Here is a 14519-nt window from a genome sequence, read left to right as displayed (position 1 = left end):
TGCCGAACGTGCCCACCGGGGAGTACTCCAGGACGTCGATCCCGCCGAACTGCGCGGCGGCGTCCTTGAGTGCCTGGGTGAGGGCGTCTCGGTCGAGTACGTCCGCAGGGAACCCGGCGGCGGTGATGCCCTCGGCGGTGAGGGTGGCGACGAGATCATCGAGCCTGGCACGGTTACGGGAGACCAGGGCGACGTCGTAACCCTGGGAGCCGAAGGTACGGGCGATGGCCAGACCCAGCTGAGGGCCGGCTCCGACAATGGCGATGCTGGTCACAGCCATCCTTTGTGGAAGGGGTCGGAGTATGTCGGGTGACTCGGTGATGTCGCCGACGCCGGCCGGTGGCTTCCGGTTTCGGCACTCTGGAACACCTGCCTGAACAGCGGCATGACTTCGGCTGCCAGTGAGTCGCCGTTGGCCGCCTGCACTGTCAGCAGTAGATCGGCTGCCGTGTCGAGGTCCTCGGCGGTCAGGTCCTCTCCGTCACGCATGCGGACCAGAGCGTCTCTGAACGCCTCGACGAGACGTGCCGAGTGGGGGTCGAACGGCAGCGAGTCGATGTCTGACGGGTCGGTGGCTGTGGTCATTTCTGTTTCCTTGCGCGTAGGGAAGAGCCGAATGCGGATACGCGGATACGCGGATACGGCGCCGGCGTCTCATGGGGCTGCGCCGACCAGCGCTCCGTGGTGGGCGGGTCGGCAGGTGTGGGGTCCAAAGCGGCCTCAGCTGACGATGGCCTCGGGGACGAGCAGGGCCGCGTTGAAGGCGCTGCCCGAGGGATGGGGTGAACGCGGCCAGGTCGATCGGGCGCACCACCGCGGCCGGGACATCGCTCACCCATGGCAACCGTGAGCTGAGCTGCTCACGGAACCAGTGGGTCTTGAGGACACCGGAGGCCGCGAGGGCCACGGCCGGCAGGCTCTGCACCAACGACAGGAGCACGTTCATCAGTCAGAACGGAGGCCCGCAGAACGGAGGCCCTCTTTTCCGGGATCGCGCCGCGGCGTGGCAGGCCGCGGCGCGGTCAGGGTTCGTCGAGGGCACTGGTGCGGTGTCAGCCGCGCGGGAAGCTCTTGTCGTCGAGCTTGAAGACGAGCTCGTCCTCGTCCCGCTTGGTGGTGTGCAGCTCCCAGTACATCGGTGAGATCTGCTCGGGCCGGGCCGCCTCCACGCCAGGGATGACGGAGACGCCGATCGAGGAGTCGATACCGACGTGGGCTGCCTGGATGCCGGTGCCGAGCAGTTCCTTGTGCAGGTTCATCACCCAGTTGCGCAGCGCCGCCGCGGCGGCGTTGACGTTGGCGACCCGCGGGTCGGGCCAGATGGAGCCGGCGCCGGTGGTGTAGAGCAGGGTGCCCGCGCCGGCCTCGCGCATCGCGGGAAGTACTGCCCTGGTGGCGGCGATCGCCCCGTACAGCTGGAAGTTCAGCTCGAACTCCACATGGGACGGTTCGGTCCCAGCCGGAGTGGTCAGCGTGGTGATGCCGAACGTGCCCACCGGGGAGTACTCCAGGACGTCGATCCCGCCGAACTGCGCGGCGGCGTCCTTGAGTGCCTGGGTGAGGGCGTCTCGGTCGAGTACGTCCGCAGGAAACGCGGCGGCGGTGATGCCCTCGGCGGTGAGGGTGGCGACGAGATCATCGAGCTTGGCACGGTTGCGGGAGACCAGGGCGACGTCGTAACCCTGGGAGCCGAAGGTACGGGCGATGGCCAGGCCCAGCTGGGGGCCGGCTCCGACAATGGCGATGCTGGTCACAGCGATCCTTTCGTAGAACGCCGTCGAGAAGACATGAGCGGCGCTGATGCGGCGGAGAGATACGGAGTGGGCTATCCGTTTCAAGATCCGGATAGCCCTTTCCGGTTCACTCCAACCACCGTAGCACAGGAAATGGATAGGGCTTTCCGATTGCTAGACTGCTCCCATGAACCCCGGCGACCGACACTCCGACGCCCCCGCCGCCCAGCCTGTGCGCAGTGACGTCGAGCGCAACCGGGGGCGGATCCTCGCCACCGCGCGCACCGTGTTCGGACGCGACGGCCTGGGCGCCTCCATGGCTTCCGTGGCCCGCGAGACAGGTGTCGGGATCGCCACTGTCTTCCGTCACTTCCCCACAAAGGAAGCGCTGGTCGCAGCCGTCTTCTCCGACCGCATGGACGCCTACGCCGACGCGGTCGCCACCGCCCTCGAAGACCCCGACCCCTGGCACGGTTTCACCGGCTACATCAAGGCCGCCTGTGCGATGCAGGCCGCCGACAACGGCTTCGCCGACGTCCTGACGATGACCTTCCCCACCGCCAAGGCCATGGAGAAGCGCCGGAACGAGGCGTACGAGGGCATGGTGGAACTCATCGGCCGCGCCAAGGCCACGGGCCGACTGCGCGAGGACTTCGACCCTTCGGACCTGGTGCTGCTGCACATGGCCAACCTCGGCGTCGTCAACGCCTGCGGGGACGCCGCTCCCGACGCCTGGCGGCGCGTCGTAGCCCTGATGATCCAGTCCTTCGAGGCCCCGGCCCGGGCCCCCCTTCCCGCCTCGCCCGCGCACGACGACCTCTACAGGGCCATGCTCCGCGCCCTGCCCGCAGGCGACACCGTCGCGCGGAAGCCCGACCCGAACAGCTGACCTTCCAGCCCCCGCCACCAACTACCGGCCCTCCACCAACCAGGGGAGGGCGATAGACGCCCCACGGGCTCACAGGTGGAGTCGGCCGGCAAGCATCGCCGGATCACCCGTGCCGCCCTGGGATGTCGAGGCCGACGTCACCGTGGTCCCCCACGCGTCGGCCCAGCTCGCGTCGAGGCGCCGACGAGACCGCCGGGACGGAAGCCTCCGGCCGGATCGCGGGCCTCTGGTAGCGTAACTAGCACGTGCAAGTTGCAGATGATCGACGAGCGGAAACGACCGTCGGACACGTCCGGAGAGCTGCTCGCATGCCGCTCACCCGTATCCGGTTCCGGGGTCGCCAACGGGTTCTGGCTGGTGCCCGTGTTCTCCGTGGCCAGAGCGCTCCTCGTACTGCCGGCGCCGGAGGTGGAGCGGCTCGACGTAACCGGCGCCGTCCCAGCGCTCGCCCGCCCTCCCGTCATCCACCCCACGGCCACCGCACCGAACCGGCCCCGCCGGCATGGAGCCGAACCGCAGTGAACTCCCCGCGACTCACGGAGACGACATGATTCGCTCGTCCTTCAACGACGGCTGGCAGACCCGGCCCAAGGTCAATCCCTTCGCCGAACTGTCCGGTACGAAGGTGCCGTTCAGACCGGTGACGCTGCCGCACGACGCGATGATCGAGCGGGAGCGCTCCGCGCCCGGCGGCGAGGTCACGATGGAGGGTGGCGCCGGCGCGTACTTCCCCGGCGGGACGTACGAGTACCGCAAGACGTTCTTCGTGCCGGAGGAGCAGCGGGGCAAGCGGATCCTGTTCGAGTTCGAAGGCATCTACCGCGATGCCGTCGTGTTCGTCAACGGGGACTACGCCGGGCAACGGCCCTACGGCTACTCGCACTTCCACATCGACGCCGACCGTTTCCTGCGCTTCGGCGAGGACGGGGAGAACGAGATCCGCGTCGAGGCCCGCACCCACCGCGACTCCCGCTGGTACAGCGGCGCGGGCATCTACCGCGACACGTGGATGCTCGTCGGCGAGGTGGTGCGGATCGCGCCCGACGGCGTCCGGGTCACCACCCCGGACATCGACGGGGAACGGGCGGTGGTCGAGATCGCGACGCGGGTCGAGAACGACTCGATCGCGATCCGTACGGTCGATGTCGTCACCGAGATCCACGACAGCGGCGGGAGCGTCGTCGCGAGCGACCTCTCGAAGGTCACCGTCCTGCCGGGCCAACCCGCGACCGTACGCCAACGCCTGTACGTCCGCGCCCCGTTGCCGTGGAGCCCTGCCTCGCCCACCCTGTACACCGCCACCGTCGCCCTGAAGGACCTGGACAGCGAGACCGTCACCTTCGGCATCCGGTCGCTGAGCCTCGACCCCGAGCACGGGCTGCGGATCAACGGCGAGACGGTCAAGCTGCGCGGCGCATGTGTCCACCACGACAACGGAGTTCTGGGCGCCGCCACCTTCGCCCGCGCCGAAGAGCGGCGGGTCCACCTCCTCAAGGACGCCGGGTTCAACGCGCTCCGCATGTCCCATCACCCCATGAGCAAGGCGATGTTGGACGCGTGCGACCGCCTCGGCATGCTCGTCGTGGACGAATCCTTCGACGTGTGGACGTCCGGCAAGAGCGAGTTCGACTACAGCCTGCACTTCCCCGAGTGGTGGGAGCGCGACATCGAGGCGATGGTCGCCAAGGACGTCAACCACCCCAGCGTCATCATGTACTCGATCGGCAACGAGATCCCCGAGACCGGCACACCCGCCGGCGCCGTACGAGGGCGCGAACTCGCCGAGAAGGTACGGTCGTTGGACCCCACACGCTATGTCACCAACGCCGTCAACGGCATGCTCGCCGTCCTGTCCGAACTCGGGAAACTGCGGCAGTCACAGGCGAAGGCGGCCGAGGCAGGCGAGGACGAGGGTGAGGGTGAGGACAAGGGCATCAACACCCTCATGGCCGACGCGGGAGACATGATGAACGCGATCAGCGCCTCCGGCCTCGTCACCGAGAAGACGACCGAGTCCTTCGCCGTGCTCGACGTCGCCGGCATGAACTACGCCGAGGCCCGCTACGCCCTGGACCGCGACCTGTTCCCCAACCGGATCATCCTCGGCACCGAGACCTTCCCCACCCGCATCGACGGCAACTGGCGTCTGGTCGAGCAACACGGCCACGTCATCGGGGACTTCACCTGGACCGGCTGGGACTACCTCGGCGAGGTCGGCATCGGCCGCCCGCAGTACCTCACCCCGGGCGCCGGGCGCCCCTCGCACACCGCGCCCTACCCCTACCTGGTCGCGGGCTGCGGCGATCTCGACATCACCGGCCACCGCCGCCCCGCCTCCTACTACCGCGAGATCGTCTTCGGCCTGCGCACCCAGCCCTACATCGCGGTCCGGCGGCCCGAGCACCACGGCAGGTCGTGGGCGGGAACGCCGTGGGCGTGGAGCGACACCGTCGCCACCTGGACCTGGCCGGGCTTCGAGGGCGAACCGGTCACGATCGAGGTCTACGGCGACGCCGACGAGGTCGAACTCCTCGCCAACGGGGACTCGTTGGGGCGGCGACCGGTGGGCGAGGACCAGCGCTTCCGCACCGAGTTCGACACGTCGTACGAGCCCGGCGAACTCCTCGCGATCGCCTACCGCGACGGCTCCGAGACCGGCCGCCACACCTTGCGCACCGCGACCGGCCCGGTAGGGCTGCGCGCCGAGGCCGACCGCCCGGTCGTCGCGGCGGACGGCGGCGACCTCGCGTACGTCTCCCTCACCCTGACCGACCCGGACGGCACCCTCCACACCGGAGCCGACCGCCCGGTGCGCCTCGAAGTCTCCGGCGCGGGCGTCCTGTTGGGCTTCGGCAGCGCCGATCCGGTCTCCGAGGAACGCTTCGACGCCACGGAACGCCGTACCTACGAGGGCCGCGCCCTGGCCGTCCTCCGCCCGACCGGCCCCGGCAAGATCCGCCTCCTCGCCTCGGCACCCGAGTGCGACCCGGTCGAAGTCCTGGTCACCGTCGAGTAGCGGACGAACTTCCGCCCCCGTCGTCTCGCTCGGCGCGGGCGCCGGCCTCCTCAGGAGCCCCGGGAAGACCCTCGTCCTCAGCCACTGTGATCACCCCTGGATAGCACGTGCAAGTACCCTTGACGAGGAAACAGGGCGCGCGACAGGCGACTCGTGAGTGAGAAGAGAGGCACTGTGGGTGCGACGGGACGGAAGCGGGTCACGGCGGCGGACGTGGCTCAGTCCCTGGGGCTCTCGCGGGCGACCGTGGGGTTCGTTCTGAACGACACCCCGGGGCAGACGATCCCGGAGAGCACCCGTCGACGGGTGCTCTCCGAGGCGGCTCGCATGGGTTACCGCCCGCACCGCGCGGCACAGACGCTGCGGCGCGGCAGCAGCAAGGTGATCCTGTTCGTCCTGCCGGACTGGGCGGCCGGTCTCACCATGCAACAGCACCTCGACGAGGCCGCGCTCGCGCTGGACGAGGCAGGCTATTCCCTGGTCACCTGTACGCGCTACGCCGCAGGCCGGGCGCGTCCCCTGTGGGAACTGCTCACCCCGGACGTCGTCCTCGGATTCAGCTCCTTCGACGCCGACGAGCTGGCCTCGATGCGGGCCTGCGGGGTCACCAGGATCGTCCCCGCCCCCGAGCGGCCGATGACGCTGGACGACTGGCCCGCCCTCACCACGGGAACAGCCCTGCAGATCGAGCACCTTTACGAACAGGGCCACCGCCGGATCGCCTTTGCCGCCCCCGCCGACCCCCACACGTCCCTGCTCGACAGCCGCGTGCACACAGCCCGGCAGACCGCCGCCCGGCTCGGCCTCGATCCGATCGACATCCGCCCGGTGGACCACCGGGACGGCTCCGCCCGCGAGGCGGTCCGCCGTTGGCGCGCCGAGGGCATCACCGGTGTCGCCGCCTACAACGACGACAGCGCGGCGGCCGTGGTGGGCGCGGCGGTCCGGGCGGGTGTGTCCGTCCCCGACGAGCTCGCGGTGATCGGCCACGACGACACGCCGCTGGCTGCCATGTTCATCCCCTCGATCTCCACCGTACGGATCGACATCGTCAGCCTCGGCCGCCACTTCGCCGCCTTCGCCCTCCACGAGGCCGACGGCCGCCCGCTTCCCTCACGAGACAGCACGGCCGACACTGTGGTGATCGCCCGCGAGTCGACACAGGCGGATTCCGACGCGCCATACGAAGCAGCCTTCGCCTCCCGGACGGCACGGCAGCCCCAACTCCCCGACGAGTTCCACCCGTTGTGTCATCGGAAACACGTCACATAGAGCGAGGCCAGGAAAAGTGCCAGGTCATAGGACCTTTTTGAGCTCCCCGGGCGAGTCGTCAGAGCGTCAAATGAGCGTCACGGCCGACGTGCGCTGCTCCGTTGACGAGCCCGTTGGTGTCCACGAGCCGATCGACGCGTCAGTCCCCGGCGAGCGCCGCGTGGACGGAGGAGACTGCGCCGGCGCCGTCGCCGACTGCGGTGGCCACTCTTTTCGTCGAGCCCGCACGGAGGTCACCGACCGCGAAGACGCGGGGTGCGCTGGTCTGGAACGGCAGGGCTGTGCCGAACGACGGGGCGGGCAGGCGGCTGTCCGTGAGGACGAAGCCGTTGTGGTCCTTGGCCACTCCGTCCAGCCAGCCCGACACCGGGTCGGCACCGATGAAGCAGAACAGGGCACGGCAGGCCAGCCGGTCCCGCCGCCCGTCGGACCTCTCGGCCACGATCGACGCGAGGATGTCATCTCCTGCCAGTTCGCAGATCGTACTGCTGGTGTGGACCCGTATCCGCGCATGCGCCCGGATCCGGTCGGTCAGGTAGGACGACATCCGGGCGCCCAGGTCGGCGCCGCGGACGATCAGATTCACTGCCGCGCCACGGGCGGCGAGGGAAAGGGCGGCCTGCCCGGCCGAGTTGGCGCCCCCGACGACCGTCACCGGCTGGTCTTCATAGCCTCGGACGTCCAGCTCGGTCGCGGCGTACCGGACGCAACCGGACTTCTCGAAAGTCGTCCACTGCGGCAGGCCGAGGTGCCGGTAGTGCGCCCCGGTCGCGGCGATCACCGCGCGGCACCGAATGCGTGTGCCGTCCTCCAGCAGGACGGCCGGCCGTCGCTCATCGGAGTGGTCCAGGCCGGCCACCGCACAGGGTGAGTGGATCCGTACGCCGAACTTGAGTGCCTGGACCATCGCCAGACGGGTCAGGCTTTCGCCGCTGACTCCGTGCGGGAAGCCCAGGTAGTTCTCGATGCGGGCGCTCTTGGCGGCCTGGCCGCCGAGTCCGGCGCGGTCCAGCAGTACGGTGACGAGGCCCTCGGACGCCCCGTACACGGCGGCAGCCAGTCCCGCCGGGCCGGCGCCCACCACGACGAGGTCGACCGGACGTCCGTCGGCTCGATAGGTGAGACCGAGCGCCTCGGCAACGGCGCTGGGTGTCGCGCGCCTCAGCAGCGAACCGTTGACCATCGCGGCCGGGAGGTCGTCCTCGCCGAGCCCCGCCAGGCTCATCAGCGAGCGTCCGGGGTGCGAGGCCGCGTCCAGCCAGGAGTTCGGCAGGAGCATCTGCGTCACATAGGTGCGTAGTTCCAGCGTCTGCGCGGCGTCCGGCCGCCCGACCAGCTCCAGGGCGTTGCCGGCCGCCCCCCGGATCACCTCGCGCCGTTCCCGGAACGCCTCGATCAGGGTGTCGGCGATGTCGACCTGTTCGGCCAGGGCCCGGCGCAGCATCGCCGCCCGGATGCGGACGACCGTCCCGGCGGACACCACCCGAGCGGTCAGGTAGACGTGCTGACCGGTCAGCAGGTTCAGCTCGCCGAGGAAGTCTCCGGGGCCGCCCCGGTAGATCAGACGCTCCGGCTCGATCGTGGTCGCGTCCCGGACGATGTCCACGGTCGCCGACCGGAGCAGGAAGAAGTCGTAGGTGTCGTCGCCGGACGTGTACAGATCCCGGCTGGGCTCGGCTTGCTCCACCTCGCCGTACTCGGCGAGTCGGCGGAATTGCTCGTCGTCCAGGACCGGACCGCGCTGCGCCGCACCGTCGTTCACGTGGTTCCTCCGAGTCGGGCTGTTCAGGCGCGAACGAGAACGGGCTCCGGCCTCACCCGGGCGACGGTCATGACGTACAGGAGCAGGCCGGCGGTGGTGAGGACGAAGCCGGCCCAGACGGTGGACAGGGTCCCCCAGCCGGCGTCGAGGGCGACCGCGCCGCCGATCGCGCCGAGACAGTTGGCCAGGTTGAGGGCGGCCAGGTTGAGCGTTCCCATCAAGGTCGGTGCGTCCGGTGCGAAGGCGGTCAACCGGACCTGGATGGTGGGGATGGCGAACATCATGGTCGCGCCGACACCGAACAGGCAGGGCAGCAGAACCACCAGGTTGCCGCCTGACACACCGATCAGCACCAGGAACACCAGAGCACCGCCGTAGCCCAAGACCAGACCGCGGTTCTCGTACCGGTCGGCGACCCGTCCGCCGACGTGGTTGCCGACCGCCATGCCCAGGCCGAAGACGGCGAGCGCGATCGGGATGAGCGAGGCGTCCCGCAGCGCCGCGTCGGTGACGAACGGGCCGATGAACGTGTAGACGGCGAAGATGCTGGAGATGCCGAGCGCCGCGACGGTGACCATCAGCCAGACGCCCCGCCGCCGGAGGGCGCCCAGTTCGCCGGTGAGGGAGCTGCCGCGCAGGTCATCGGTGCGCGGCAGCCAGGCCATCAGGGCGGCCCCGGCGGCCAGGCCGACGGCGACCACGGTCCCGTACATGACGCGCCAGCCGGCGTGCTGGCCGATGAAGGTGCCGAGCGGCGACCCGGCGATGGTGGCGACGGTGAGTCCTCCCATCACGGTGGCGAACGCCTTGCCGCCCTTGCCCGGCCCGTACACGTACGCGGCGACGACGGCCCCGGCGCCGAAGAACGCCCCTTGCACGCTGCCCGCGACGAACCGGAAGACGACGAACAGCACGATGTTCGGCGCCAGGGCGGAAAGCCCGTTGCCGGCCAGGAACAGCCCGATCAGGCCGAGCAGCAAAGTGCGCCGGTTGACCCTGGCGGCGAGCAGGGTGATCGCCGGAGAGCCGATCATCACCCCGAACGCGTACGCGGTGATCGCGTAGGTCGCGACCGGAACGGACACACCCAGGTCGGACGCGAACAGCTGGATGATGCCGTTGCTGCCGAACTCGCCGGCGCCGATCGCGAAGGTACCCAACGCCAGTGCGAACAACGTCATTTTCGGATTCCTGATGGGCGACTTCGCGGTCGTGTGCCGCGTCTCCTCGGCAGTGCACTGGCCGTCGTACGCGCGCTGATGCATCGTCTCGCCTCGTCTCTTCCTCGGCAGGAGGGTCAGTTGGACGGCGTACGGGCCGGTGCGGGACGGAGATCGGGCACGGAGGGCGGGTCGTCGCCTTCCCGGAGGCCGTGGCGGGCGTAGAAGCGCCGCAGGGGCCCCGGCGCCCACCAGTTCGCGTCTCCGAGCAGGCGCATGGTGGCCGGTACCAGCAGCGCCCGGACGATCGTCGCGTCCACCAGGACGGCGATGAGCATCGCCACCCCGATCAGCTTGATGAACGTGATTCCGGAGATGGAGAACAGCCCGATCACGACCAGGATGAGCACCGCGGCGCTGGTGATGATCCGCCCGCTGCGCTGCAGCCCGACCGCGACCGCCGCAGTGTTGTCGCCGGTCCGGTCGTACTCCTCGCGGATCCGGGACATCAGGAAGACCTCGTAGTCCATCGACAGCCCGAACACCACCGCGAGGACCAGGATCGGCTGGGTCGCCTCCAGGGTCCCGGTGGAGGTGAAGTCCAGCAGGCCGGACAGATGGCCGTCCTGGAAGATCAGGACCAGTGCGCCGAACGAGGCGCCGAGTGACAGGATGTTCATCACGATCGCCTTGATCGGCAGCACGACGGAGCCGAAGGCGAGGAACAGCAGGACGAAGCCGGCACCACCGATGATCAGCGCCATCCAGGGCAACAGATCGCCCACGGCGTCGAGTTGGTCCGTCAGCTGCGCGGTCTGGCCACCCACCAGCGCCTCACCACCCGGCGGTGCCGGTACGGCCCGGATCCGGCTCACGAGATCGCGCGAATCGGGCGATATGGGGTCGCCCGAGTACATGATCGTGACCCGGGCGACGTCACCGGACCGACCCGTGACCTCGGCTCCGGAGACTCCGTCGACGGTCTGGACCGCGTCGACGTAGCGCTCCAGACCTGCCCGGTCCGGCGAGGTCACGATCGCCTCGATGGGCACCTGGCTGTTCCGGACGAAGTCCCGGTCGACGGTTTCCGAGACCACCCGGCTCTCGGTGCCCGTCGGCAGCACCCTCGGGTCGATACCGCCGAACTCGACGCGCAGGAACGGCGCGGCGGCCAACAGCAGGACCGCGAGCACCCCGGTCGCATAGACGACCGGGCGCCGCATGATGCTGTGCGCGAGGCGGTACCAGAACCCGTGCGCGACCTCGTCCCGCGGGAGAGCCGGCGGCGGGCGACGGATCAGGCGCCGCACCGAGAGTGCCTCGACCCGGGGGCCCAGGACGGCGAGCAGGGCGGGCAGCACGGTCAGTGCCGCCACCATCGCCACCACGACCGCGGACAGACCACCGAGGCCCATCGAGCGGAGGAAGGCCATCGGGAAGATCAGCAGTCCGGCCAACGAGACGGCGACGGTGACGCCGGAGACCGCGACCGTACGACCGGCGGTGGCCATCGTGCGGGCGACGGCGTCCTCGACTCCGAGTCCGCGGGCGATCTCCTCCCGGAACCGTCCGACCATGAACAGGCCGTAGTCGATCGCCAGGCCCAGCCCGAGAATCGTCACCACGTTGACCGAGAAGACCGAGACGTCGGTCAGATACGTCATCCCACGCAACGCGGTGAACGCTCCGAGGATGGCCAGAGCGCCGATCGCGAGCGGCAGGCTCGCCGCGGCCACGCTGCCGAAGACAACGACCAGGAGCACAAGCAGCACCGGTATGGAGATCGTCTCGGCCAAGGCGATGTCCGCCGCGACCCGCTCGCGGATGTCGCGGTCGACCGTGGTGGCGCCGCCGACCTGGGTCCGCAGGCCCGGCGCGGCCAGTTCGTCCTCGATCACGTCCAGTGCTTCGCCGCGCCGCGCCTCGTCGTCGCCGGCCAGGGTCAGCACCGCGTAGGTGGCATGCCGGTCGTGGCTGACCAGGGCCGGGCTGCCGGTGCTCCAGTAGGTGACGGTCCGGGTCACCACGTCGTGCGGGAGCGCTTGGAGCGTCTCCGTGACGGCTCGCCGGAACGCCGGGTCGTCAACTGTCCTGCCGGGGCTGGTGTACAGGACCACCACGTCGTTGCCGGTACGGCCCAGCGTCGCCTCGGCACGTGCGACCGCGCGCGAGCTCTGGCCGGCCGGGTCGTCGAACCCCCCGGTGGTCAGCGAGCCGAAGACCCGCGTTCCCCAGATGCCGCCGAACGCCAGGAAGGCCACGGCAAGACCGATCACCCACCACCGCCGACGGACCATCGTCCGTCCCAGCCGCTCGAACATCGCTGCCCCCTCCTGGCTTCGTCGGCTTCGTGGTGTCAGCGCGCGGCGCGCTTGATGAGGGCGGCCGTCGTCGCGGGCTGCGCGATCATCGCAACGTGGGAGGTGTCGGCCTCGAAGGTGCGTGCGCCGGCCCGGCGCGCCATGAACCGCTGGGCCGCCGGGGGCAGCACCTGGTCGTCGCGGCCCACGAGGTACCAGGACGGAATGCTCTTCCAGGCCGGGGCGCCGGACGGCTCCCCGAGGGTGCGCGTGTCGGCCGGCCGCTGGCCGGCCCACATCAGCTCGGTGGTCGCCCTCTGCAGGTCGCCGGCGAACACGTCGTGGAAGAGCTCCTTCTTGATGTATCCGTCGACGAGGCCCTCTCCGTAGGGACGGAAGTCCAGCGCCGCCTCACTGAGCCTGCTTCCCGGGTACTTGGTCTGCAGGCCCAGCAGCGTCTCCCCTTGATCGGGCACGAAGGCGTTGACGTAGACCAGCGCCTTCACGTTCGGGTTGCCGGTCGCGGCGTTGGTGACGACGATCCCGCCGTAGGAGTGCGCGACGAGGACGAGCGGGCCGCTGAGGGTCGCGAGGATGCCGGCCAGATAGGCGGAGTCGGAGGCCACGCTGCGCAGTGGGTTGGGCGGTGCAATGACCGGGTAGCCGTCGCGGATGAGCCGGGAGGCGACCGCGTTCCAGCCGGAGGCGTCGGCGAACGCGCCGTGCACGAGTACCACGGTGGGCTTGTGGCCGCTGCCGCTTCCGGTGTGTGCCTGCGCGGCGGGCGCGTCGAGCGCGGCGCCCACTACGACCGCGGCGGATCCGGCCAACAGTCCCCGGCGAGTTGTCGTCATGGATGTATGCCCTTCGATATCCGGTGTGCTCGGTGGTGATCGCGGGTCAGCGTAGAACCGGTCACTTGACGAGAACTGAACGGAAATCCGGGCACTCTCCAGGGGCCGCTTCACTGGCGGTTCCGTCACCCCACCGCTTTCTCCTGGGCGACGGCACGCGGCGTTGCGGTGTGGGCGCGCTTGTCCAAGGTGTACCGGCGTTGCAGCACGATGGCGATCGTCATGAGCACGGCCGGCACCAAGGTGAAGCCGTAGCGAACAGCCGCCAGCGCACCGGAGGACTGCGTGGTGTGCTCGCCCGCGGTACTGGCCACGAACCCGCCCGCGGCCAGGCAGGCCGAGTACATGTACGGCCCCAGTGCGCCGCCAGTGGCCTCGGCGGCGGTCCACACGCCGGTGTAGCTGCCCGCGCTGGCGGTACCGGCCGGCCCGGCGGCGGCGATGACGTCGGGCACCATCGACAGCGGCATCAGCTGCATCGCGGCGAACGCGACGCCCAGCACCGCCACGGCCGTGATCAGCAAGGGCAGGCCGGCCGCGGCGCCCAGGGCCAGCACCAGGGAGCCGGCCACGAACGCGGCCTGGGCGACGAGCAGGCTGCGCTGCTTGCCGAGACGCCGGGCCACCAGTACCCACAGGGGCGTGGTCAGGACCGCCGGCGCCATGAACGCCGCGATGAGCAGGGTCGTAAGTGAGGAGCGGCCCAGCTCGTACTCGGCGAAGTACGGCATGGCGGCCAGTACCAGGTTCATCGTGATCGCGACGGTCAGATAAGACGCGATCAGCGCCCGGAACTGCCGGTCGCGCATGGCCACCAGCAGCCCGCCCCGGTGCCCCGGCTCGGCCGGAGTGCCCGGCGCGGCCCGGTTGAGGCGGGCGACGCCGGTGATGCCGAACAGCATCGCCGCGAGCATGACCGCGCCGAGCAGCAGGGCCATTTTCGTGTAGTCGCCGACGCCCGGATCGTCGCCGGCGACCACCGGCGCGGCCACGCCGGCCAGCAGGACGCTCACAGTGATCACGACATTGCGGTAGCCCATGAGCCGGGTCCGCTCGTGGTAGCCGATGCCCAGGTCGGCCGGTGTGGCGAGGTAGGGGACCTGGTAGCACGAATAGAGCAGGTTGCCGGCGACCAGCGCAGCCGAGACCCATATCGCTGCGGAGGTCCCGTGCAGGTCCGACGGCACGGCGAACATGGCCACGAAGGCGAGCATCACCACACAGCCGACCAGCATCAGCTGTCGGCGGTGGCCGCGGCCGGCCAGGCCGGCGTCGGAGATCCGGCCCACCCACGGGTGCACCACGATGTCGGCGACATTCGGCAGCAGCAGCGCGAGGCCGGCCGTCTGCGGCGGCACGCCCAGGACGTCCGTCAGGAAGTACAGCAGGAAGACGCCCGGCACGGTGACCCAGATGCCCATGCCGACCGAACCGGCGGCGAACGGGACGAGTGCGCGCAGGGGGAGCCGAACGTCGGTCATGAGCCGCCTCCAGGGAATCCAGCACAGGGGACTGCGTTGCTCGCGTGTGTCC

The 14519-nt window shown here is 70.0% G+C and carries 11 protein-coding genes; 3 read left to right on the top strand and 8 right to left on the bottom strand.

The features are described 5' to 3' along the window. From OC490_RS20915 to OC490_RS20905, 3 genes are all read right to left on the bottom strand, one after another. Positions 1–274: SDR family NAD(P)-dependent oxidoreductase (locus tag OC490_RS20915; protein WP_262059486.1), on the bottom strand; the 274-nt coding region annotated here is incomplete at its 3' end. After that, positions 271–585, bottom strand: a complete 315-nt coding sequence (locus OC490_RS20910; protein ID WP_262059485.1) for a hypothetical protein — start codon at positions 583–585, stop codon at positions 271–273. The genes OC490_RS20915 and OC490_RS20910, both read right to left, overlap by 4 nt. Before the next feature lie 467 nt (positions 586–1052). Next, complete coding sequence (locus OC490_RS20905; protein ID WP_262059484.1) at positions 1053–1754, bottom strand: SDR family NAD(P)-dependent oxidoreductase; 702 nt, start codon at positions 1752–1754, stop codon at positions 1053–1055. Positions 1755–1920: 166 nt separating this feature from the next. Here OC490_RS20905 and OC490_RS20900 point away from each other — a divergent pair, with 166 nt between their 5' ends. The 3 genes from OC490_RS20900 (at position 1921) to OC490_RS20890 (ending at position 6910) form a co-directional block, all read left to right on the top strand. Then, positions 1921–2622 (top strand): TetR/AcrR family transcriptional regulator, encoded by a 702-nt coding sequence (locus OC490_RS20900; protein WP_262059483.1) that lies wholly within the window; start codon positions 1921–1923, stop codon positions 2620–2622. Positions 2623–3169: 547 nt separating this feature from the next. Beyond that, entirely contained in the window at positions 3170–5638 is a 2469-nt protein-coding gene (locus OC490_RS20895; protein WP_262059482.1) for a glycoside hydrolase family 2 TIM barrel-domain containing protein, read from the top strand. Between the two features lie 153 nt (positions 5639–5791). After that, positions 5792–6910 (top strand): LacI family DNA-binding transcriptional regulator, encoded by a 1119-nt coding sequence (locus OC490_RS20890; RefSeq protein ID WP_262059481.1) that lies wholly within the window; start codon positions 5792–5794, stop codon positions 6908–6910. A 139-nt stretch (positions 6911–7049) separates the two neighbouring features. On the opposite strand, the gene OC490_RS20885 is transcribed toward OC490_RS20890, so the two are convergent. The 5 genes from OC490_RS20885 to OC490_RS20865 form a co-directional block, all read right to left on the bottom strand. Then, a complete protein-coding gene (locus OC490_RS20885; protein WP_262059480.1) occupies positions 7050–8672 on the bottom strand; it encodes an FAD-dependent oxidoreductase in 1623 nt (540 codons plus the stop codon). 23 nt (positions 8673–8695) lie between these two features. Then, positions 8696–9853 (bottom strand): MFS transporter, encoded by a 1158-nt coding sequence (locus OC490_RS20880; RefSeq protein WP_262059479.1) that lies wholly within the window; start codon positions 9851–9853, stop codon positions 8696–8698. Between the two features lie 116 nt (positions 9854–9969). After that, the gene (locus OC490_RS20875) at positions 9970–12153 is read right to left on the bottom strand and encodes an MMPL family transporter (protein ID WP_262059478.1); all 2184 of its coding nucleotides are present in this window, start codon (positions 12151–12153) and stop codon (positions 9970–9972) included. 35 nt (positions 12154–12188) lie between these two features. Beyond that, positions 12189–12986, bottom strand: coding sequence for an alpha/beta fold hydrolase (locus OC490_RS20870; protein ID WP_262059477.1), 798 nt, complete (start codon positions 12984–12986; stop codon positions 12189–12191). Positions 12987–13111: 125 nt separating this feature from the next. Then, positions 13112–14467: an MFS transporter gene (locus tag OC490_RS20865; RefSeq protein WP_410098777.1), complete on the bottom strand. Its 1356-nt coding sequence runs from the start codon at positions 14465–14467 to the stop codon at positions 13112–13114. Between the last annotated feature and the right edge of the window lie 52 nt (positions 14468–14519).

This window comes from Streptomyces sp. STR69 (assembly GCF_024519455.1).
Classification (GTDB): domain Bacteria; phylum Actinomycetota; class Actinomycetes; order Streptomycetales; family Streptomycetaceae; genus Streptomyces.
The sequence above is the reverse complement of the archived record's forward strand: the minus strand, read 5'-3'. Positions and strand labels throughout refer to the sequence as shown.

What these genes read in the sequence shown, in the direction of transcription:
- OC490_RS20865 (WP_410098777.1), bottom strand. Translation starts at nt 14,467, where the DNA reads ATGACCGACGTTCGGCTCCCCCTGCGCGCACTCGTCCCGTTCGCCGCC.
- OC490_RS20870 (WP_262059477.1), bottom strand. Translation starts at nt 12,986, where the DNA reads ATGACGACAACTCGCCGGGGACTGTTGGCCGGATCCGCCGCGGTCGTA.
- OC490_RS20900 (WP_262059483.1), top strand. Translation starts at nt 1,921, where the DNA reads ATGAACCCCGGCGACCGACACTCCGACGCCCCCGCCGCCCAGCCTGTG.
- OC490_RS20875 (WP_262059478.1), bottom strand. Translation starts at nt 12,153, where the DNA reads ATGTTCGAGCGGCTGGGACGGACGATGGTCCGTCGGCGGTGGTGGGTG.
- OC490_RS20895 (WP_262059482.1), top strand. Translation starts at nt 3,170, where the DNA reads ATGATTCGCTCGTCCTTCAACGACGGCTGGCAGACCCGGCCCAAGGTC.
- OC490_RS20910 (WP_262059485.1), bottom strand. Translation starts at nt 585, where the DNA reads ATGACCACAGCCACCGACCCGTCAGACATCGACTCGCTGCCGTTCGAC.
- OC490_RS20880 (WP_262059479.1), bottom strand. Translation starts at nt 9,853, where the DNA reads ATGACGTTGTTCGCACTGGCGTTGGGTACCTTCGCGATCGGCGCCGGC.